This is a genomic window from bacterium (assembly GCA_021372535.1).
Classification (GTDB): domain Bacteria; phylum Latescibacterota; class Latescibacteria; order Latescibacterales; family Latescibacteraceae; genus JAFGMP01.
In genome coordinates, this window is record JAJFUH010000155.1 from 1 (window position 1) to 20,696 (window position 20,696).

Consider the following 20,696-nt stretch of genomic DNA (forward strand, 5'->3'; position numbering starts at 1 on the left):
ACATGAGCATGTCCATTTCACGGTCGGGGGGACTATCGGTTACTTCGAGCGCGAGGTCAATGAACCGGTCGGTCGTTTTGCCCATGGCGGACACGACAACGACAACATCATAGCCACTCTGCTTTTTTCTGATTACCCTGGCCGCGACCTTTTTGATCTTCACGGCATCGGCAACCGAGGACCCTCCGTATTTCTGAACAACGAGCGGTTTCATAAAGTAATAAAATCTCCAAGGAAAAGATTGAGCAGTTTATGTCCTTCGATCATACTGATCGAACCCGACTGGGCGGCGCGCTCGGAAAATGCTGTCATACCGTCTTTTTCCACACCGGGACCGTAATAGGCAAACGGCACAGGTTCCCGGGTATGCGTGCGTTTTTCAATTGGCGTTCGGTGATCGCAGGTAACAAGGAGCGCCATATCATTATGGTTTTTAACGGTATCCAGAACGGTACCGACAACTTTATGATCGAAATCTTCTATGGCCTTGATTTTCATCGGGACATCACCATTATGCCCGGCTTCGTCAGGCGCTTCGACATGGACATATACGAAATCCCTGGTTTCGAGCATCTTTAAAGCCGCTTCGGCCTTGCCCAGGAAATTGGTATCGATGTATCCTGTCGCACCCGGAACAAAAACAGGTTTCAGGCCGGCAGCGACACCGATGCCCTTGATCAGGTCCACTGCGCTGATGACTCCCCCCTTCAGTCCGAACTTTTTTTCAATCGTCGCAATTTCAAGCCTGCGGCCCTGACCCCACATCCAGAGCGAATCGGCGGTAAATTTTCCGGTGGCGCTCCGTTTTTTGTTTACAAGCGTATCGGCAAGAACAGCCTTTGACCGTTCCATGAGCGACAGGATGAAATCGGCTCCTTCCCCTTTCGGCAGGAACTGTGTATAGTCCTGACCGAGAATATCATGAGGTGGTGTCGTTTCCATGGCATCTGTTCCGCCGGTCCATATCAGGAGGTGACGGTAGGAAACACCCGGATAGAACCGTACGGATTCCGAGCCGAGCGAACGGTCGATTTCTTTTATGAGCTCGACCGCTTCCTCTGTCGTTATATGACCCGCGGAGTAATCTTTCATGGATGAGCTTTCGAACGTGACAAGGTTTGCCCGGAAAGCCACATCGTCCTTCCTGAGATGTTTTCCCATGCTCAGGGCTTCAAATACCGCTCTTCCGGTAAACTCCTTTGTTGTATCGTAGCCCAGAATCTCCATGTTTGCCACATCACTGCCGGGGGGCATTCCGGACGGTATGGTCTGCGCGAGACCTCCGCGGCCGTTCGATGCAATCCAGTCCATGTTGGGAGTATCGGCTGCTTCGAGGACGGTTTTACCGCCGAGCTCTTCCCTCGGGTAATCACCCATGCCATCGCCGATAAGAACAGCGAATTTCATATCATCCTACCCATGTAATGTCTTCGGCCGGTGCTTCATCCTCTGAAACCGCGCACCTGGAAAACACCCATATGATGGACAGTACCACGACAAGAATACCGAGAATAAAGCTAATCGTACCGAAACCGAAACCTTTTTTGTTCTCACCTTCCACTGGCGGTTTACTCCTGTAACATTGTTATTTATTTACTTTTTTCACAAAGACCGTAATAGCCCAGACAATAACCGCGACAAGAGCGAGACCGCCTGCAGCGATGGTAATAAAAGTGAGGTAATTGTCCTCCAGCGATTTTTTGAATTCTTTCATTTCCGTTCACCTCCTTTTATATGTACATGTCAAGTTTACCGGTTTATAGTTTATGGTTTATGGTTGGAGGAAAATCGATCGCATTAATACCCGTTCGATACAGTTTATAAACCATAGACCATTAACTCTAAACTATGAACTATGAACCAATCCTTAAAATGCCCATGACATCGGATAAATTGGCTTTGACCTTTATCGGCGGACTGGCGTATTTTACCGCTCTGTCCGGGTCTTTCAGTCCGTGCCCTGTCAGGGTGCAGACAATGGTTTCACCGCCGCTGAACCCGCCGCGCTCCCTGAATTTAATAACACCGGCAAGCGATGCGGCGCTGGCAGGCTCGACGAAGATACCTTCCATCGAGGCCAGAAGAGAATAAGCCTTCAGAATTTCATCGTCGGTAACCATGTCGATAATCCCGCCCGACTCATCCCGCGCAGCTTCGGCGAATTTCCATGAAGCCGGATTGCCGATTTTGATCGCGGTCGCGATGGTCAGAGGTTTGTCGACGCGGTGGCCGCGGACGATGGGGGCGGCGCCTTCCGCCTGCCAGCCCATCATTCTGGGGAGCCTGTCGCACTTTCCGGATGCGAGATATTCCTTATATCCTTTCCAGTAAGCGGTTATGTTGCCCGCATTTCCGACCGGCAGAAAATGGTAGTCGGGAGCCTTGCCGAGACAGTCGATAATCTCGAACGAGGCGGTTTTCTGCCCCTCGATCCTGAAAGGATTCAGGGAATTGACAAGGGTTATAGGATAGTTATCGGTAATTTCCCTCACGAGATTGAGCGCGCTGTCGAAATTCCCGTCAATCTCGACTACCGTAGCACCCTGGATCATCGCCTGCGCGAGTTTGCCGAGCGCGATGCCGCCACCTTCTACGAGCACGATGCACTGGAGATTCGCCCGGGCCGCGAACGCTGCCGCCGACGCAGACGTATTCCCCGTGGAAGCGCACATGATAACCTTCGAGCCTTCCTCGACAGCTTTTGAAACCGCCATGCACATGCCACGATCCTTGAACGATCCCGTGGGATTGAGCCCCTCGTATTTCAGATAGAGCTCGGCATCCAGACCGATTGCGCGGGGAATATTATTCGCACGGATGAGCGGTGTATTACCCTCGAGCAGGGTAATAAACGGCGTTTTATCGGTTACCGGTAAAAAATCCCTGTATCTGTCTATCACACCTTGATACCTGGTCATACATGTTCTCCGGATTTAAATATCCTCGACTCTGATCAACTGTATCTTTCCCTGAATGGTGCCAAGCATCTCAAACTGTTTCATCGCCTCCCGCATATCCCCTTCGAGCGCCTCGTGGGTCATGATGACGATGGGGACATAATCACGATCCGGTGTACCGATCTGGAGAACCGATTCAATCGAGATGTTTTTATCGGCGAAAATCTTTGAAATATCAGCAAGCACACCGGGCTGATCCTTCGCCGTGAACCGGAGAAAATACCTGAGTTTCAGCTCATCCATCCCTACCAGCCTGGGACCGTTGTTTACGCTGACAAACCTGTTAACCATAACAGGTGAGCTGGTTTTCAGTCTCGACGCTATATCGACAGTATCGGATACAACGGCGGAAGCGGTCGGCATCATGCCCGCCCCTTTGCCGTAAAAAACCTCGCGGCCAACGGCGCTGCCGGATATTTCAATGGCGTTGAACTCGTCCTCGACATACGCCATGATCGAGTCCGAGGATACGAAGGTCGGATGAACTCTCACCTCGACACGGCCGTCCGGGTGACGTTTCGCGATGGCGAGAAGCTTGAGAGTATAACCGAGCTCGACCGCATAATCGATGTCGTGGACGCTCAGATTTTCAATCCCCTCGCGGAAGACCATATCCACATCGAGATCGGCGCCAAAAGCCAGGCGGGCCAGTATGACGATCTTGTTGAGAGCATCCTCGCCCGAAACATCCGAAGTCGGGTCGGCTTCGGCATATCCGAGCTCCTGCGCACTGGCCAGCACCTCGTTATAATCGGCGCCATCACGGGCCATACCGGTCAGGATGTAATTAGTCGTCCCGTTGAGAATACCGTAAATACTGTCTATCGTATTGGCATTGAGACCGTTCATCAGCATGCGGATAATCGGGATTCCCCCGCCGACCGAAGCCTCGAAAAGGTATGAAACATTTGCCTTTTCGGCTGCGGCGAACAGTTCCCTGCCGTATTTTGCAACAAGCGCTTTATTGGCGGTAACCACTCCCTTGCCGTTTTTAAAAGCCCTGAGCGTGAATGTCCGCGCAGGCTCATAGCCGCCGATAAGCTCGATGACGATGTCGATGTCAGGATTTTCGAGAATGTCGTCCACATTCGAGGTAAGAATCCCTTCCGGCACTCTGACCCCGCGGTCGGACGTTACATCAAGATCGGCGATTTTAACCAGCTCAAGGTCGAAATCCCTGCCCCGGAGATAGGATTTTTCCTTCCCGAGCAGAATTTTCGCCACACCGGTACCGACCGTACCGAATCCGATAAGACCAACAGTAATGGGGTTTTTCATATTTTTTTATCCGTATTTTCTTGATTAAAGATATTATGTAAAAATAACATATTTTCAGGATAGGTGCAAGTTATTATCGAATCGGGAAGGTTGTCCCTCCTAAAGCTTTACAAAGTTATAACTCCGAAAACAGGGAACTGCTCTGTTCATGGTAAACCTGTCCTGTAAACTATCGATTATCATATTTTTTCATCCCTGTCACAGATACAACCGTTATTACACTTTTTTACCGATAAACCGCACGACAAGATATGAAAGGAACGCGCCAAAGGCTATCGATATGAATGGATTGACTCCATGCGCGGCGGGGATGAATCCCGCAACAACCGTGATGGCCGCAACAGTCACCGCATACGGCATCTGTGTTTTGACATGGTCGAGATGGTCGGACGCACATGCCATGGACGACATGATCGTCGTATCGGATATGGGTGAACAGTGATCGCCGAAGACGGCGCCGGTAAATGTCGCTCCGATGGTGGCAAAAAAGATACCGCCGGTCTGCCCGCCGCTCAGGTGGTACGCCAGGGGAACCGCAATGGGTATCATGATGGCCATCGTACCGTACGATGTGCCGGTGGAAAATGCAATAACACAGCCTATGATGAATACAAGCGGGGGTATGAGTCCCGGTGAAATCTTGCCTTCGAGCGCACTGACCAGGTACTTCGCCGTTCCGAGGTCCTTGCAGAGCGAACCGATCCCCCATGCCAGCACGATGATGAGAAGGGCGAACAACATCGACTTTGCCCCCTCCACCCATGCGCTCACCGCCTCGGTGAGGGTCAGTATCCGCTGGACTATGACGAGTACGATGGCAACAAGCGTTCCCGTGAAAACAGCCCACATGAGCGCCCTGTCGACCTGGGAATGACCGATGACCTCGCCGATCACGCGGAAAGTGAACGGATTAATATTCATAAGGCCGACAAGCTCGGTATTGTTCTCGCTCATTATCCTGCCCCGTCCATCGACATAGAGCCCGACAACGATCATGAACACCACGGTCAGGACAGGTATGATGGCGTTGAACCACCGGAGAGGAATACCCTTCTTGATCTTCATGTCGGTAAGCTCCCTGCTCGCAAGCGGCACAGCGCCATCGGCGAAGAGTTTACCCGTAGTGCGCGCCCGTCGTTCTGCTTTGAGCATGGGACCGAAATCCCGCCCGAGCACGGTGATCATGAACATGAACGCAAGCAATACCATGCTGTAAAACCGGAACGGTATCGACCGCACGAACGCCTCGTAAACGTTCATTTCGAGCCCGATGGTGATGAACGCATTCCGCAAGAGTCCCATCTCATACGCCGTCCATGTGGAGAGCAGCGCGATGCTGGCAACAGGAGCGGCTGTCGAGTCGCACAGATAGGCGAGTTTCTCGCGGGATATTTTCAGACGGTCGCAGAGGGGGCGCATGGTGTTTCCCACGAGGAGCGTGTTGGCGTAATCATCGAAAAAGATAATGATTCCCATGAGATAGGTGACAAACTGACCGCCATTCGCTGTCCGGGCCTTACGGGCGAGAAAGTCAGCGACAGCTTTCATCCCGCCGGATTTCGATATGATGCCGATCATTCCGCCAAGGGTGATGCTGATAACGAGAATCGCGGCATTCCACGGTTCGGCGATCGAGCCGGCAATGTACTTCACTATCATGTCGGCGAATCCCGCAACGGGATTCCCGTGATGGAGGATTGCGGCGCCGACCCAGATGCTTATGAAGAGCGAGGGAAGCACCTGTTTTGTCGCAAACGCAAGCCCGATTGCAAGCAGCGGCGGAACCAGTGACAGTAGACCGTATGACTCCATGAATCAGATTCCTTATAAAAAATCTATAAAAGTCCCCGATGATCGCATTATGGTTGTTCAGTTCTTCAGAAAAGCGTTGAGGTTATACAATACAAAACGAGCGCACATTTTTCCAGACATTTCCTGAAAATATATGGAAAAAGGGGAAATTATTTGCGGCTGTTCATCCATTTTTTTAACCGAACTCAGGATGGCGGAAGTATATTACCGGATAATAAAACAGATAAAATTCCGATGAAACACAAGATATACAAACTATATGTGTATGTTTATAACTTATAGATAATATTGAACTTACCATCAAAGGATCACGCCATGAAAAAACTGACCCGTTATTCCATCATTGCGCTGGTTCTGGCTGGGCTGGGCATGTGCGCTTTCTCGTGTGAAGAGAAAGCTCCGGTTGTTTCTCCTCTCGGAGATTCCGGGCAGGTGCTGCTCACCATTGCCGAGTCGGATTCCATTCACACCGCGGAACTGTTTGCCTTCCACCATACTGGCGAAGGCTGGATAAAGGATTTCTCGTGCCCCGCAGTCATCGGCGGCAACGGCTTCGGATGGGGACGGGGTCTCCACAATCCCGATGACCGCGATCCCTCCGAACCGGTCAAGCGCGAGGGGGACGGTAAATCGCCCATGGGTGTGTTCGAGCTCGTTCATGCATGGGGATACCTCCCCCGTACTCAGGTCGATACCCGGTTTCCCTATACCATGGCGGACAGCAGCCTCATCTGTATCGACGATGTCAGATCGGAGTACTACAACATGGTCGTGAACATGCGCGAGAAGAGCCTCGATCCCGGAGCGCTTCCCTCTCATGAGACCATGCTCAGGGATGACGACTATTACAAGTACACAATCCTTGTGGGGCATAACATGAACCCTGTCGTGCAGGGAGCCGGGTGCTGTATTTTCCTCCACCTCTGGGGCGGCGAGAATTCGAGCACAGCCGGCTGTACAGCCATGTCTGAACCGGACATGGTGAAGCTCCTTGCCTGGCTCGACCCGGAACAGAAGCCGGTCATCGTCCAACTCACCCGCAAGAGTTACTTCCGTCTGAGGGAGCATTGGAAATTACCGGGGATTCCAGGGGATCGGATAACACGATAAGGCGGTGGATACATTATTGAGGATATTCGATCGATTGCAGGAGAACTGTACAGCGTTTCCGGGGGATTCGGGGAGAGCAGTAATTCGGGCTATAACGATTTGAGCGGTGAGTTGTACTTTGTGGAGCGTCTCAGGCTCTCGTTCATGAGAAAAGCGCCTGCTCTCCATTCGAGACGGGCTTCATAAATCCTGGTGAGCCTGTTCATGGCCCTTTCAAGCTCCGTAATTTCTTTTTGGATTTCTTCGTACATGGTTTCCATTTCCGTTCAGTCGGGGCATCCGGTTCCGGATGCCGGTAATGATTCCTTTATCAGTTATTCCGGTTATACAGCTGTTGCATAAATTGCTATCGATCTGATGATGACACAGCCGTATGCTATCGCCAAGTAAATCAACCCGTAGTTCAGTATGACGAATCCTTTTTTCATTGCAGTACCTCCTGTTTTGCCTGTTTTCTCTTTCATCCTTCTTTCTGTTATATGAGACGAAATCCGTCCTTAAAAAATTTCATCGAATCAGGTCTTATGTAATCGTTTTCCGGATTGTAATGAAGGCATACTTCCTGTTATGCGAGCGATCACCGGGAAAAAGACAAGGGCACATAAGCAGCAAATGCCAATAGACAGGACGTTTTGAAACGAATATCCTGATTTGGCTGGAAAACACGGCCAGCCTTTCCTGAATAAATGCAAGCGGGTACAGAAAAAATGGATAAAGAAGGCTCATATTCTCTTGACCGGACATGGCTCTCATGTAAAAAGTACGTCTCCAATAAGGGGCAGCTCCGGCTGTTTGTTCTTGCTTATAACCAGAGCGACTTTTTGACACGGCTGGTTCTTCCAAAGAACAACGGGCACCGGTCGCTCTGCCTGACAATACTGTATTGGGATTGATTCAAAGAATACGTGTCTCTAAACGTATGTATTGCAGTGCTTAACAAGCATGTACGTAATAATATTCATCGGTAGGTATGAAGAAAATACTTGCCAAATACATTATTTGAAAGCAATATTCGTTTATCAATAAGTTACCGGGATTTTTAGTGCTCATAATTTTTGATATAGGAAATCTCTATTTAATACGTATGGATTATTGGAACGGGACCGGGAAAGGAGAGTTTCCGTCGTATGGATAAAGATATAACCCGTAGAAAAATGCTTCTTGATTCCGCGTTGCTGGCTGGTGGAATGTGTTTGTGTAACACTTCAGCCAACGCGCAAAGAACACGTTCCACCTGCTGCGAAACGCCTGAGCTGGAACCGGATTCGTATGAAATAAGCGAAAAGAGCATTTCCGTCGATCTCAAAAAAGCCGTATCGCTGGATAAACCCGGCTACGCGGCAGCAGTGGTCAATGCGGACAAAAACATCCAGATCATCGTCGTCCGGACCGGGAAAAAAGAGTATGTGGCGCTTCATCGTCTTTGTACGCATGGCGGACAGGTTGTCAGTTACAACAGTACGCGAAAAATATTGCAATGTAACAGTTACAATCACTCGATATTCGCTTTAAACGGTGAGGTCGTGAAGGGTCCCGCTCCGAAACCGCTGAAAGTGTATCCCGTGAAAATCTCCCGGAACATGTTGGAAATCATTCTGAACGGAGACGCGTGAAATGACAACGATAACGGGGCTCGTGATTATCCTGCATTTGTTTTTTCCGGCATCGCCCTCTTTTGCCGGTGATAATCCGGGAACGTGGCGAAATCCCAAAGACGGAATGGTTTTTGTGTGGATTCCGGCAGGCAGTCTTATGGTGCAAGTACCGAAGGTTGGCGATAAACCTGATGTGGAGTTGCCCTTTGAGCCGGTGGTTTTTGAACGGGGATTCTGGATGGGCCGCACCGAGGTGACGGTCAGGCAGTTCAAACAGTTTGTCCGGGAGACGGGTTACATAACCGAAGCCGAAAAAGCTCAAAACCGATACACATGGAAGTCGCCCGGATTCAAGCAGAAAGACAGTTATCCGGTTGTATATGTTTCTTATCATGATGCGCTGCAGTATACAAAATGGGCCGGAACAGACCTTCCGACCGAGCCGGAATGGGTGTATGCATGCAGCGCGGGAACCACCACCACCTACTACTGGGGCGATGAACTGAATCCCGATCTCTTCTGGCATCGCGAGAATTCCCTTGCGGGGCCGCATCCGGTCGGGAAGAAAAAACCGAACCCATGGGGACTCTATGACATGGTGGGAAACGCCTGGGAATATTTCAAAATCGACGACAAGTGGTTCGAGTTCCGGGGCGGTTCATGGACAAGATGCCTCCGATACAAGACACGACAGGGATTCATTGCCGATCAGTTCTTCAAAGATGCGGTGAGCAGACGTCTCTTCACATATGATCCCAAGGGCCAGCTCCCCTATCCCTGGGATGATGACCGGGGATTCCGGTGTATTATGCGCTCAGCGGAAGCGAGCAATAAGTAATATTTTTTCACATACTATCCCGGTGTATTCTGTGCAAATTAACCGGATCAAAACCGATGTTCTGTCAACAGCTTGTACCTGTTTGCCTGTATTAAAGGGAGCAGGGAAATACGGAGCATCACAGTGACTATTGACTTGTCCGGGTTAGACGCCCGATGATTCCGGCAGTGAGTTCGCCGATAATCGCCTCATCCTCGATTTTTACGCCATCCTTGCGGATATAGAACGCATCTGCGACCTGATCCTCATCCGTCCCGATCTTGGCTGTATGGATATCGATACCGTTTTCACCGAGTATGCTCGTGATATCGTACAGAAGTCCCGTATAATCGGTAGCAAATACATCGATAACCGTGTATTGGGATGAGATGTCATTGTAAAACTTCACCCGCGGAGGATAATACACCACGTTTTTCCTCCGGCGTTTCCAGCGGCGGATATGGCTCTGAATGAGATGTTTCACATCGATCTTACCAGCTATGATCTGCGGAAGATTACGTTTGAATTCATGCTGTTTTTCGGGGGTAATGAGAGCTTCCGCGTTTTCGTTCACCACGAGGAACGTGTCGATGATGATGCCGTCGTTACGGGTGAAAATCTGCGCTCCGACAATGTTGATATCCGAGGAGGTGATGGCGCCGCAGATGTCCGAAAGCGCTTTCGGGTAATCGGGAGCAATCACGGTGAGCATGGTCAGCTTCCCTTTATGGTGGAATGATGCCCAGGCTCCCCGTTTTTTCATGGACTCGATCCCTTTGAGGTGTTTCCTGATGGCAGCTGGCATGGTAACCCGTAAATACTGTTCGGGTAGATTGCCGAGGTGTTCCCGTACCTTTTGCCGGGGAAAGTCCCCGCAGAATTTATCGGCCAGGTCGCGAATGCGACTCTTTCTCGTTGTTCGGGCGGTACGTTCGAATCCCCTGTCGATCAGCATGAGCGCTTTTTTGTAAAGATTCCAGATCAGGGCGCGTTTCCAGTCGGTGAGCGCATCCGGCGAAAGCGCCAGAAGATCGGCGAATGTGAGGAGCGTAAGCATCCTGAGCCGTCCCGCGCTGCCGACATGCTCGATAAAATCGCTGACAGTGTCCTTGTCCTCGATATCGCGGCGCTGTGAGACATGGGACATGAGGAGATGATCACGGATGAGAAACTGGACAAGCTCCAGTGTCCGTTCATCGAAGCTGAGCCGTTTGAGCACACGCGCCGCCATGCGCTCTCCGCGCTTCGAGTGTGACGCCCCATCTGCTTTTCCAATGTCATGGAGGAGTCCGGCAAGATAGAGCGCGCTCCGGGCTGTGACATCCTGCATGAGCACCGAAAGCTCCGGATCGCCCGTGCGTTTTCCCGTATACATGCCTTCGAGGTTTTCGACAACCCGCAGCGAGTGTTCATCGGTCGTATACATGTGATAGAAGTCGTACTGGTAATGCCAGCATATGGGCTCGAATTCGGGGATAAGTTTTATCAGAACGCCATGTTCGTGCATGAGACGGAGGGCGCGGCCTACTCCTTCACGTATATTGATCAGGTTGTGAAAAGCGGCAATAATTTCCGAATATCCGGAAAGGTCGCCTTCGAACTTTGGGAGATTTTTTTCGATGAGCGACGAAGTGCTTCCCTTGATATTGACTCCTCGCGCGCCTGCAACGATGAAAATCTCTATCAGAAGCTTCGGATGCACCGCCAGCGTTTCATTTTCCTCACGAATCAGGGCAACTTTTTTACCGTTCGCCCTGAGATTCTCGGAAATGGTGACATAGGGCTCATCACCGGTTCCCGAAACGATGATAAAGAACTTCTCGACGATACGGTCGGTGAGCTGACGGATTCGACCGACATGCATGTAGTAATCACGCATGAACGATTCCACCGGGCTGACGCCTTCGCCGCTGTAACGGAGGTTTTTCGCAACTTCGGGAAGTATCAGATGATCGAGTATATCCGTTTTTTTACCGGTAAGAAAATGGAGGGAATTGCGTACCCGCAGGAGAAAATCAAGACCGGCTTCATACGCGTCTTTTTCGTGGGCTGAGAAAAGACCGCCTGTCACCATTTCATCGAGTGTGTTTCCCCGCTCCGTTATCTGCAGAAGCCAGCGGGCGGTATGAATATCCCGAAGCGTGCCGGGACATTCCTTGATATTGGGCTGCTGAATCTGCACGGTCCTGTGATAGAACTCGAGTCTTTGAATCCGTTCGTCGATCTTCCGCATGGCGAGCTGTTTTCCCGAATCGTCATGCAGCCACTGCGAGAACCTGCTCCTGAACGCTTCCCATAACGATGAGTTTCCCGCAAGAAATCGCGCTTCGAGGAGCGAAGTGGCAAGATATATATCCTCACGGGCGCCATCCATGCACTCTTCCATGCTCCGGGTCGAATGACCGATATCGAGATTCATATCCCACAGAAACTGAAGCAGCGTCCTGATGGAATTACTCCCGGCTTCGGCAAACGGTTTATCAGACAGGAAGAGAAGGTCGATATCCGAACAGGGATTGAGCTCGCGGCGTCCATAACCGCCGAGCGCAATAATCGCATATTCCATGGTATCCGGAGAGAGCTGCGAAAAAAAGCGGCATACATGGAGTATGAGCCGGTCTATGCGTTCCGAGAGCATGGCGCACACAACATGACCGGCGGCACCGCCGTCATGCGCCTGTTCTATATGGGCATGGACATGCTTCAGGGCTTTCCTGTAAGCAGTGAGGCTCTGTCGGATGATATTCTGCGAGTCCGGCCGGTATGGGAATTCACGCGCGACTGTATCGAGCGCCCGGTCGGTGAGATCGCCGAATTCCAATAAAACGGAATCCTTTGAATTGTATGTCACATCTTATCCGATCTATTTATAAAATTTAATAGAATGCCGATTTACACGGATTGGGCTGATATATATGGATTTGAATCAATATATATCATTCCGAATATAATTCAGAGGCCGATGAACCGGTCAATATGTTCACAGCCCGGATTACCAATCTCAGACATCAGCTGGTTCTTTGGCCGCTTTCCCGATCTGCCTGCCAAAGGTGCGGCATTCCTCGATACATCGGGAATCCGGCTGCCATTTGCATGTTATCCCTTCGGCAATAAGGGGGATTTTGCATTTCCCGAGGTGTTCTTCGATGATTTTAACCGATTCACCGCTCCACCCGTAAGAACCGAATGCCGCGCCGATTTTATTTTTGAACCGCAGTCCCCTGAGGTCCTCGAGCAGCGGGGTAATAGTGGGCAGGACACCGTAATTGAGCGTCGGCGAGCCGATGATAACCGCCCGTGACCTGAACACTTCGACGATGGCGTCGTTACGGTCGGTGACCGCGGCATGGATGATCTTATAGTCCACTCCTTCGTCCGCGATGCCGTCCCCGATCGCCTCGGCCATGCGGCGGGTGGCGTCCCACATGGTATCGAAGAGAATAACCGCCCGCGGCTCGGGTTTCTGGAGCGCCCATTCCTGGTATTTTGTCACAATCCGGACAGGGTTGTCGCGCCAGATTATCCCGTGACTCGGAGCGATCATACTGACCGGGACGCCGAGTCCGAGCACTTCCTCGATTTTTTTGGTCACAAGGGGGCTGTATGGAGTCAGAATATTGGCGTAGTATTTCAGCGCTTCCTCGAAGAGCTCTTCCTGGTTCACCTGATCGTTGAACCTGAAGGCGCTGGCATAATGCTGGCCAAACGCGTCATTGGGCATGAGTATGTTGTGCCCGGTCAGGTAGGTGAACATGCTGTCCGGCCAGTGAAGCATGGGAGCTTCGACAAAAACGAGATCGTTCTTACCGATGCCGATCCTGTCGCCGGTCTGCACCGTCTTTACGTTCCAGTTGTGGTGAAAATGTCCCTCGAAACTCTCCTCGCCGCGCTTCGACACGACGAGCGTCGCTTTCGGAGCGAGAGACATGACCGCGGGAAGACTGCCCGAATGGTCGGGCTCGGAGTGATTTGCTACGACAATATCGATGGACGAGGGATCGATTATCTCACGGATGTTTTCGATGAGCTGGTCACGGAAAGGACTCCAGACCGTATCCACAAGCACCTTTTTTTCATCGATGATCAGGTAGGAATTGTAGGTCGAGCCCCGGTGAGTCGATAATTCATGGCCGTGGAACTTCCTCAGTCCCCAGTCAACGACTCCGACCCAGTATACATCTTTTGCCAGTTCGACAACCATGGTGACTGTACTCCTTTTATCCGTTTTATTTTCACCAGACAGGGAACAATACAGCTTTATTTCCCCGGCCTTCCTTTCAGATTTTTGACTTTATCCCATCCCTGAGGAAGCGGATCGACCGCGTCGGGTGTAAAATTCTTCCCTCCGGAACCGGGAACATATACCGGCGATCCGTGCCCTTTTTCCTTCGCCTCTTCAGAAAGCCTGACCAGGTGCTGGTAAGACCTTTTCAGGTCGTAAAAACCATGCCACCACGAGTAATCGGGTCCCATCATAGCCGATCCCATACGAGCTCTGCGGCCCTCGTGATGCCATAATTCGTAGAACACCCATTCGATCTCCTCATCGAATACCGGCCATTTCGTGAGAAGATTCCGGCTGTAAAGATCGTCAATTATCACCTTGGCGGGCTTATAGTAATCATCATTGTAATGCTGAACGGCCGCATCGTACCGTTCGAGGTAATTATTCGCCCACCGCGGCGAGTGACACTGGGTACATACCGTAACCATCTTTTTACGCTCGTCAACGCCGTCATGATCTTTGTTCGGAACGGTGAGCGGCGACTGGGATTCCCATTTGAGCCGCTCCCCGACATCGTGCGATGTCGCAAGGGGGCCGATTCCCGACATGTGGCATGCTGCGCATGTCGGGGCCGAGAAATCACCCGAGGGTTCCCATGAATCGGTCGCAGCTTCGAAATTCCATTTTTCGCGCTCGGCAAGATACCGTTTCCCGTGTTTCGACTCGAAGTAGATTTCATCCTGCGGATGGTCGGGACCGAGATGACACTGGCCGCATGTCTCGGGTTTCCGGGCTTCTGCAAGTGAAAACCGGTGCGTCGTATGACAGAGCACGCAGCTCCCCCGTGAGCCGTCGGGATTGATTCTCCCGCATCCCTCGTTGGGCCAGTTCTCCATGGTCAGTTCACCCGTCGAGATGTCCGAGCCATGACACATATAACAGCCGGTTTCACGCTCGATATCGTTATTCATGCCCTTCAGCCAGGGGTCTTTGAGCTCTTTCGCCTGTATATCCCATGTCCGGGCGTGTTTGCTCATGGAAAACTCCTCTTCCTCGCGGGGATGACACTTGCTGCAGTCGCGTGGTGTTACGACCGGGGTGATTTTTACGTTTTTGTATTTTTTCGTGCCGGGGCAGTCACGGGCATCTTTGTCGGTCGGCTCGGCGCCATGGCAGTCGAGACAGGTTATGGATGCACGGGCATGCGGGCTGTTCGACCAGTCCTCGACCTTGCCGGGTTCTTCCGCAGCGTGGCATGAGATGCATTCACGCTCGACTTCCGAGAGACCGCGGTAGATTTCAATCTTTTTGGCCAATTGGGGCGCGGGGAGTTTTTTCTCCTGACCGCTGGCGCCCGTCATTACCGATATGACCATTACAATTGTCAGACATGAAGCAGTTACCAGGGAGCGGTTCATTGTAAGTCCCCGTTTTCAGCTGTATACGAATTGTTAAACAGGTATTCCCTGAAAGCACCGTGAAATTCCTTGCGGTGACAATCAAGGCACCGTTTTCTATCCTTCATTTTTAAATACTCTCTGTGGGCAATTATCGTTTTGATTGCCGCACCGCGCGGTGTCAGGTTCACATGACAGCGCCTGCACGATGAATCGTATACTTTACGGCGCGCGCTCTGCCCGAGCTCATCCCATGGCATCATCACGGGGTCCGATTCACCGAACAGGTGGACTGCGATATCGTTGACCCCGTCACGGGTTTTGGTCCACAGTTTCGGGATCAGTGCATGGGGAATATGGCAGTCGCTGCACTGCGCGACGACACCCTCGTCGTTCTGATAGTGCGCCGATTGTTTCCAGCCCTGTTCCGCGACGATTCTCATTTCATGACACGAGATACAGAACGATGTTTCCGATGTGTATGAAATCATGTAAGCGCTGACTGCGCAGCCGATACCTGCCGTCATGAAACCCGCCACGAGGAACACCATGTGACCAGCGGAAGGTCGTTTGATCATTCAGGCTCCTCTTTTTCTGCCGCACGATGCGCGGAGAATCCTATACGGTAATCGAATCAGTCAACGGTTATCTGAAAATCACTGAGTATCGTATTTTTTATGGCACTGTTTATACGTGTTGTGATAAATCACGTTTAAGTGGATATAAGCTGTCAAGTGTCGGCACTACCGATTAATGATTCGGGAACATGTTTACATGCCCTTGACAGCAACAAAACAACACATTGCATCATGGGGCTCGTGAAAAATATACTTTTTCACAGTCCTCTTATTGTGTGACAGGGAATTCCGTTATCCGCAGTTTCGCCGATCCGTAGGGGATAAGCTTCACCTCTTCCACCGGAGTCGATACCGATACCGGGCTTTTGGGCGGCGGAGCCGCGGAAGCGCCATCCATACCCCAATCCGGCACCTTACGGGCTTTTGCGGTGAGTACGACCGGAGCCTTGATCTCGGAAAAACAGGGCATTTTTACCGATTTCTCCTCCACCGTCAGGGATTTTGCCGGATTTTCGGTGTCGAGGACAAGGGCGTAATTCCAGTCGGTCATGGGCCGGACCTCGTAATCGGCATGGGGAGTCTCCCCGGCGATCTGTTTCCACCGTGAACTGATCATAAGCGAGAAGGTAAGAGCCCCCCGGTGTATCGCTGCTGAATCGTTGTAGCGGCGCGTCACCCTCAGCTTCATGGGGAGGGTGAGCACTATGGTCTCGTTGTTTTTCCACGGGCGCTTGAATATGTGGAACGTTCCGGCTTTCGCGGGAACCGGGTTCCCTTTGTTGAGTGAAAGCTGCGCGCCCTCGGCCCAGCCGGGTATACGGAGGTAGAGGGGGAAATTCACCTCGCCGGAGGTCTTTATCTCGAAAACGATTTCACCTGAAAACGGGTAATCGGTCTTTTCGACAATGGTAACCTGCGCCGAGTTTACGGCACGGTGAACTTCCGAAGGACCGTACGCTATTGCCGCAAGACCGCCATCCGGCGTGCCCATCCATATGTTGCTCACGAATTTCGGCCAGCCCTGGCTGAAATTGGCGGTGCAGCACTTGTAATTCGGAGCGAGACCATAGATGTTGGCATCGGGACCGTTCGTCCAGTCGCGTTTTTCCACGGTGCAGAGGACCTGGTTGGCCTGCTGGTCGTACTGGTGGGCCCACATATCGGCGGAGAAAGCTCCCGGCAGGTTGTTGTATGCGAGGGATTCGAGACGGTCAGCGTATGCGGTACCGCCGAAGAGCGATGTCAGCACTTCCATCGAGTACATGTACTCGACCACGGCGCAGAGCTCGGTACCCTGTGATGGATTGAGTCCGGACAGATGCTCGTCCCCGGTAAACAGGCCCGTCGCGCACCCGTGGAGACGGTCGAGCCATTCGAGCGCCGTATCGGAGGCTTTACGGTCGTCTTCGCTGCCGGAAAAGAGGCTGTAGAGCCCGGGGTATTTGACCGCCATCGCATGGTTGACCACATGGGTCGCAAGGTTCGGATGGATACGCACCTTGTTTTCGATCATGAAATGGGTGAAATGGTCCGACCAGTTGTAACCCTGCTCATGGAGAAAGTGCGGCAGGTCCTGAAAAACAGGGCAGGGCCGCCGGCTGCAGAGCCAGAACAGCGACATGAGATATTCACCCCAGCGGAATTTCACCCAGATTTTAAGCGGCTCCTTTTCGATCCGTTTCCTCAGGAGCATGAAGTAGGAAGCCATGGCGGGCTCGGCCCTCCGATCCTGTGTCGCTTCGGTGTACTGGGCAAGCACCTTGAGCATGACAGCGCGGGGCCACCAGATATCCTCGTGATCGGTCTGCGGCCCGATCCAGCCATCCTCGCCCAGGTGAGATAACGTCCAGTTCAGCCATTTGGCAACCTTCGCTTTCAGACGGGAATCATCGAGCAGATAGGCGAGCGGCACGAGGCCATCGAGGTAATAGGGGCCTACCTCCCACGATTCGCCGTTTCCGCCGAGCCATGCGCTTTCCGGGCCGAGATCGGGGAAGAACTCGTCGAGATGACCGGAGAGCCCTTCCGCCTGTATCTTGAGTTGCTCCCTGAGCCAGCCGCGGGGAAGTACCGTTCCGAGCGGAAGGGGGTTGAATGTTCGTTTCGGGACAAAGGTTTCGGGATTTGGCATGGCGCTGTTCTCCATGTATGGTGATGAATTCAAGTTTTCATGAACGAGGAGTATGAAGTGTTGTGCTACTCTATTAAAGTATAACTGTTCACGGATGGTGTCAAATTAAATTCTGACCGATAAAGCCGAGGCAGCCAAAATACTGTTGTCATCTCGCCCTTCATTTCCTATCATAAAGGGCGCACCATCCATGATCCTGACACCCGGAGAACTGCCCGCCATGCCCCGGCTCCTCCTCCATATCTGCTGCGGCCCCTGCGCCGGGCCTGTGATAGAAAGGCTTTCCGGCGGGTACGACATCACCGGCTACTTCTACAACCCCAACATTCAGCCTCCCGATGAATACGAGCGCCGTCTCGAAGCAGCCCGCACCGCGGCGGAGCGCTTCGGAATCGAACTCATCGAGGAACGCTACGACCCCGAAACGTTCTTCGATGCGGTCAGGGGACTCGAAAACGAACCCGAAAACGGCGCCCGGTGCCCAGTCTGCTACCGCCTCCGTCTATCCGCGGCGGCATCGTATGCAGCCCGGCATTCCTTCGATTTTATCGCCAGCACGCTCACCCTCGGCCCTCAAAAAAGGGCAGCGGTCATCAACCCTATCGGACACGAAGCCGCAACCACCGAGGGTGTCGGTTTTCTCGATGGAGACTGGAAAAAGCAGGACGGTTTCAGACGGTCGCTCGAACTTTCCCGGGATATGGATATTTACCGTCAGCACTACTGCGGGTGCCGATTCTCCATAAGAAAACCGGAATAAAAAAGAGACAGCAGGCCGCCCGAATTATATCAAGATATATTCACGGCAGGGAATGGAACGCGGATTTTCGCGGATTTTCGCGGATTTATCTTTCGTACCTGACCGAAGTAGGGGTAATTCATGAATTACCCCTACTCAGTATTCTCCGTGCTGGAGCACCTTCGCAGCAGGTCTCCGCGGTGAAAATGTTTATGAAAGATTTCATGAATGATCCGGATGCAGAAGAATCCCGTTCATGACTCTTCCGCGGTAACCGCAATCCATTCATCCGACTGCTCCGTTTCACGCACACGGAATCCTCCCTTTATAAGGGCATCGGTGAACAGGGATTTCTCCTCAGCGAGCAGCCCAGAAAACACCACCGTGCCGTGCGGCGCGAGAAATGTGTGGAAACGGTCGAGATTCGGAATCAGAATGCCGGATATGATGTTGGCCAGAACAAGTTCGGCCCGGTCGACCGAAACCGTCCGCAGGTCGCCCTCGAAAATGGTGACACGATCCTGTACTCCGTTCAGCAGCACATTTTCACGGGCGTTTTCCACCGAAAACGGATCGGTGTCGAAACCGGTTACCCGCCGGGCGCCGAGCCTGGCCGCCGCAATCGAGAGCACCCCCGAACCGCAGCCTGCATCGAGCACGGTGATTCCCTCATGTACAAGACGTTCGATCGCTTCGAGACACAGGCGCGTTGTCGAGTGGCCGCCGGTGCCGAACGCCATTTTGGGGTCGATGATGATTTCCTGACGGCCGTTCAGGTTTTCGTACGGTACCCAGGAGGGCCGTATAACGAGCCGAACCCCGATTTCCACCGCATCGAGACCCTGCCGCCAGGAGGTTTCCCAGTCCTCTTCGGCGATTTCGTCGACCGAGAGAATCTCAGCGACAGACGTGTTTCCTGCGTGGGGAAGGCAATCGAGATTTTTTCTGAATGTTTCGAGAGGATCGGGTGTTTCGGGTGTGGGACGGTAACATGCGGAATACATCAGCCGGTCGTTTCCGGAGCATTCCTCTAAACCATAAAACCCGGACTCGAAGATGAGAAACGATATCACATCCTCGAATCCGGGTTCACAGGAAATACGCACGGACCGCCACATGCGCTCAGAACCTGTTTTCGTTCCCGGCATGGGTATAACAGTCACTATTGGGTAATGCCGGTTTCAACGAGACGCATCGCCAGACGGTTCTGGAATTCGGGCGTATTATAGTAACCGCTCCGGACACGCTCCTGCGCACGGCTGACTGCGTCTTCACGGGGTTCGGGTTCACCAGCGCCGAGATTTTTTATGAGTTCGGCAGCGAGTCTGCGGTTTTCTGTTGACTCGAACACGTCTGTGGCCGGCCGTGAAGGAGTTGTGTCGGCGGCACGGTTTTCTGCCTCAGGGCGCTGCACCTTTTCACGATCAACGGTCTGTTCAGTACGCTCGGTATCTTTCTGACCGGTTATACGGGTGCCTTTATTCAGCTCACCGCCCGCAAGAGCATTATTGATGTTATTTATATTCATGATAACCTCACAGTCCTTCCCAGCATAAATATATCGGTCTGCAGGTAAAAGTCAATATAATTTCATTCAGTTCTTACAAATATATCGGTAATCGGCAACAGTGTTTACCCCTTGTTTTAAACCTGTGAGAAGATCAATATCTGTCAGTGTTTTTCAGAAATGCCCTGCCTCCCGGCGGCGGCTGAATATTCTGGGAGCTTGACAGTTTTTCGAGCACGTTGCGTTCCTCGCGAGAGAGGTTCTTGGGCGTCCACACCCAGACACGGACAAGCTGGTCGCCGCTGCCATGCCGCTGAAGATGCTGTATTCCCTTGCCGCGCATGCGGAAAATTTTCCCCGACTGTGTACCGGCCGGAATCTTGAGCCGTGCCCTCCCGGAGAGCGTCGGCACCTCGATGTTATCGCCGAGAGCGGCCTGGATGAACGAAACGGGAAGGTCATAGATGACATCGTCACCGTCACGCTCGAACAGGTCATGCTCCGTTTCCTCGATGAACACGACGATATCACCCGGAGGACCGTTTTTCGG

20 protein-coding genes are annotated in these 20,696 nt (G+C 52.2%); 5 read left to right on the top strand and 15 right to left on the bottom strand.

Annotation, left to right across the window (positions count from 1 at the left end; translation table 11 throughout):
- The 6 genes from LLG96_13800 to LLG96_13825 form a co-directional block, all read right to left on the bottom strand.
- On the bottom strand, positions 1–214 hold a 214-nt coding region (locus LLG96_13800; GenBank protein MCE5251284.1), incomplete at its 3' end, for an aspartate kinase.
- Positions 211–1,407, bottom strand: a complete 1,197-nt coding sequence (locus tag LLG96_13805; protein MCE5251285.1) for a cofactor-independent phosphoglycerate mutase — start codon at positions 1,405–1,407, stop codon at positions 211–213. The genes LLG96_13805 and LLG96_13800, both read right to left, overlap by 4 nt.
- A gap of 1 nt (position 1,408) precedes the next feature.
- Positions 1,409–1,561, bottom strand: a complete 153-nt coding sequence (locus LLG96_13810) for a hypothetical protein (protein MCE5251286.1) — start codon at positions 1,559–1,561, stop codon at positions 1,409–1,411.
- A gap of 292 nt (positions 1,562–1,853) precedes the next feature.
- The gene (gene thrC, locus LLG96_13815) at positions 1,854–2,918 is read right to left on the bottom strand and encodes a threonine synthase (GenBank protein ID MCE5251287.1); all 1,065 of its coding nucleotides are present in this window, start codon (positions 2,916–2,918) and stop codon (positions 1,854–1,856) included.
- 15 nt (positions 2,919–2,933) lie between these two features.
- Positions 2,934–4,235 (bottom strand): homoserine dehydrogenase, encoded by a 1,302-nt coding sequence (locus LLG96_13820; protein MCE5251288.1) that lies wholly within the window; start codon positions 4,233–4,235, stop codon positions 2,934–2,936.
- 216 nt (positions 4,236–4,451) lie between these two features.
- Positions 4,452–6,047: a Na+/H+ antiporter NhaC family protein gene (locus LLG96_13825; protein MCE5251289.1), complete on the bottom strand. Its 1,596-nt coding sequence runs from the start codon at positions 6,045–6,047 to the stop codon at positions 4,452–4,454.
- A 315-nt stretch (positions 6,048–6,362) separates the two neighbouring features.
- On the opposite strand from LLG96_13825, the gene LLG96_13830 reads away from it, so the two are divergent.
- Positions 6,363–7,157 (top strand): hypothetical protein, encoded by a 795-nt coding sequence (locus LLG96_13830; GenBank protein MCE5251290.1) that lies wholly within the window; start codon positions 6,363–6,365, stop codon positions 7,155–7,157.
- Positions 7,158–7,246: 89 nt separating this feature from the next.
- On the opposite strand, the gene LLG96_13835 is transcribed toward LLG96_13830, so the two are convergent.
- The gene (locus LLG96_13835; GenBank protein ID MCE5251291.1) at positions 7,247–7,408 is read right to left on the bottom strand and encodes a hypothetical protein; all 162 of its coding nucleotides are present in this window, start codon (positions 7,406–7,408) and stop codon (positions 7,247–7,249) included.
- A gap of 456 nt (positions 7,409–7,864) precedes the next feature.
- Between LLG96_13835 and LLG96_13840 the strand changes: the two genes are divergently transcribed.
- The 3 genes from LLG96_13840 to LLG96_13850 all read left to right on the top strand — a co-directional run bounded on the left by LLG96_13840 (position 7,865) and on the right by LLG96_13850 (position 9,590).
- Positions 7,865–8,050, top strand: coding sequence for a hypothetical protein (locus LLG96_13840; GenBank protein ID MCE5251292.1), 186 nt, complete (start codon positions 7,865–7,867; stop codon positions 8,048–8,050).
- 234 nt (positions 8,051–8,284) lie between these two features.
- Positions 8,285–8,770 (top strand): Rieske (2Fe-2S) protein, encoded by a 486-nt coding sequence (locus tag LLG96_13845; GenBank protein MCE5251293.1) that lies wholly within the window; start codon positions 8,285–8,287, stop codon positions 8,768–8,770.
- A gap of 1 nt (position 8,771) precedes the next feature.
- Entirely contained in the window at positions 8,772–9,590 is an 819-nt protein-coding gene (locus tag LLG96_13850) for a formylglycine-generating enzyme family protein (GenBank protein ID MCE5251294.1), read from the top strand.
- Between the two features lie 127 nt (positions 9,591–9,717).
- On the opposite strand, the gene glnD is transcribed toward LLG96_13850, so the two are convergent.
- The 5 genes from glnD to LLG96_13875 all read right to left on the bottom strand — a co-directional run bounded on the left by glnD (position 9,718) and on the right by LLG96_13875 (position 17,900).
- Positions 9,718–12,420 (bottom strand): [protein-PII] uridylyltransferase, encoded by a 2,703-nt coding sequence (gene glnD, locus LLG96_13855; protein ID MCE5251295.1) that lies wholly within the window; start codon positions 12,418–12,420, stop codon positions 9,718–9,720.
- 150 nt (positions 12,421–12,570) lie between these two features.
- Entirely contained in the window at positions 12,571–13,770 is a 1,200-nt protein-coding gene (locus LLG96_13860; GenBank protein ID MCE5251296.1) for an MBL fold metallo-hydrolase, read from the bottom strand.
- Positions 13,771–13,826: 56 nt separating this feature from the next.
- The gene (locus LLG96_13865) at positions 13,827–15,212 is read right to left on the bottom strand and encodes a hydroxylamine oxidoreductase (protein MCE5251297.1); all 1,386 of its coding nucleotides are present in this window, start codon (positions 15,210–15,212) and stop codon (positions 13,827–13,829) included.
- Positions 15,209–15,769, bottom strand: coding sequence for a NapC/NirT family cytochrome c (locus LLG96_13870; GenBank protein ID MCE5251298.1), 561 nt, complete (start codon positions 15,767–15,769; stop codon positions 15,209–15,211). Before LLG96_13870 ends, LLG96_13865 begins: the two co-directional genes overlap by 4 nt.
- A gap of 268 nt (positions 15,770–16,037) precedes the next feature.
- Positions 16,038–17,900, bottom strand: coding sequence for a glycoside hydrolase family 127 protein (locus LLG96_13875; GenBank protein MCE5251299.1), 1,863 nt, complete (start codon positions 17,898–17,900; stop codon positions 16,038–16,040).
- Between the two features lie 190 nt (positions 17,901–18,090).
- Between LLG96_13875 and LLG96_13880 the strand changes: the two genes are divergently transcribed.
- Positions 18,091–18,660, top strand: a complete 570-nt coding sequence (locus LLG96_13880; protein ID MCE5251300.1) for an epoxyqueuosine reductase QueH — start codon at positions 18,091–18,093, stop codon at positions 18,658–18,660.
- Between the two features lie 233 nt (positions 18,661–18,893).
- Here the strand turns inward: LLG96_13880 and prmA are convergent, their stop codons facing one another.
- The 3 genes from prmA to LLG96_13895 all read right to left on the bottom strand — a co-directional run.
- Positions 18,894–19,745, bottom strand: a complete 852-nt coding sequence (gene prmA, locus LLG96_13885; protein MCE5251301.1) for a 50S ribosomal protein L11 methyltransferase — start codon at positions 19,743–19,745, stop codon at positions 18,894–18,896.
- Between the two features lie 56 nt (positions 19,746–19,801).
- A complete protein-coding gene (locus LLG96_13890) occupies positions 19,802–20,167 on the bottom strand; it encodes a hypothetical protein (GenBank protein MCE5251302.1) in 366 nt (121 codons plus the stop codon).
- A gap of 133 nt (positions 20,168–20,300) precedes the next feature.
- Positions 20,301–20,696, bottom strand: a 396-nt coding sequence (locus LLG96_13895) for a molecular chaperone DnaJ (GenBank protein ID MCE5251303.1), incomplete at its 5' end; no start/stop codon positions are given.

Excerpts from the sequence above, each read along its gene's own strand:
- LLG96_13805 (MCE5251285.1), bottom strand. The coding sequence starts at position 1,407 with ATGAAATTCGCTGTTCTTATCGGCGATGGCATGGGTGATTACCCGAGG.
- thrC (MCE5251287.1), bottom strand. The coding sequence starts at position 2,918 with ATGACCAGGTATCAAGGTGTGATAGACAGATACAGGGATTTTTTACCG.
- LLG96_13820 (MCE5251288.1), bottom strand. The coding sequence starts at position 4,235 with ATGAAAAACCCCATTACTGTTGGTCTTATCGGATTCGGTACGGTCGGT.
- LLG96_13825 (MCE5251289.1), bottom strand. The coding sequence starts at position 6,047 with ATGGAGTCATACGGTCTACTGTCACTGGTTCCGCCGCTGCTTGCAATC.
- LLG96_13830 (MCE5251290.1), top strand. The coding sequence starts at position 6,363 with ATGAAAAAACTGACCCGTTATTCCATCATTGCGCTGGTTCTGGCTGGG.
- LLG96_13835 (MCE5251291.1), bottom strand. The coding sequence starts at position 7,408 with ATGTACGAAGAAATCCAAAAAGAAATTACGGAGCTTGAAAGGGCCATG.
- LLG96_13840 (MCE5251292.1), top strand. The coding sequence starts at position 7,865 with ATGGATAAAGAAGGCTCATATTCTCTTGACCGGACATGGCTCTCATGT.
- LLG96_13845 (MCE5251293.1), top strand. The coding sequence starts at position 8,285 with ATGGATAAAGATATAACCCGTAGAAAAATGCTTCTTGATTCCGCGTTG.
- LLG96_13850 (MCE5251294.1), top strand. The coding sequence starts at position 8,772 with ATGACAACGATAACGGGGCTCGTGATTATCCTGCATTTGTTTTTTCCG.
- LLG96_13860 (MCE5251296.1), bottom strand. The coding sequence starts at position 13,770 with ATGGTTGTCGAACTGGCAAAAGATGTATACTGGGTCGGAGTCGTTGAC.
- LLG96_13865 (MCE5251297.1), bottom strand. The coding sequence starts at position 15,212 with ATGAACCGCTCCCTGGTAACTGCTTCATGTCTGACAATTGTAATGGTC.
- LLG96_13870 (MCE5251298.1), bottom strand. The coding sequence starts at position 15,769 with ATGATCAAACGACCTTCCGCTGGTCACATGGTGTTCCTCGTGGCGGGT.
- LLG96_13875 (MCE5251299.1), bottom strand. The coding sequence starts at position 17,900 with ATGCCAAATCCCGAAACCTTTGTCCCGAAACGAACATTCAACCCCCTT.
- LLG96_13880 (MCE5251300.1), top strand. The coding sequence starts at position 18,091 with ATGATCCTGACACCCGGAGAACTGCCCGCCATGCCCCGGCTCCTCCTC.
- LLG96_13890 (MCE5251302.1), bottom strand. The coding sequence starts at position 20,167 with ATGAATATAAATAACATCAATAATGCTCTTGCGGGCGGTGAGCTGAAT.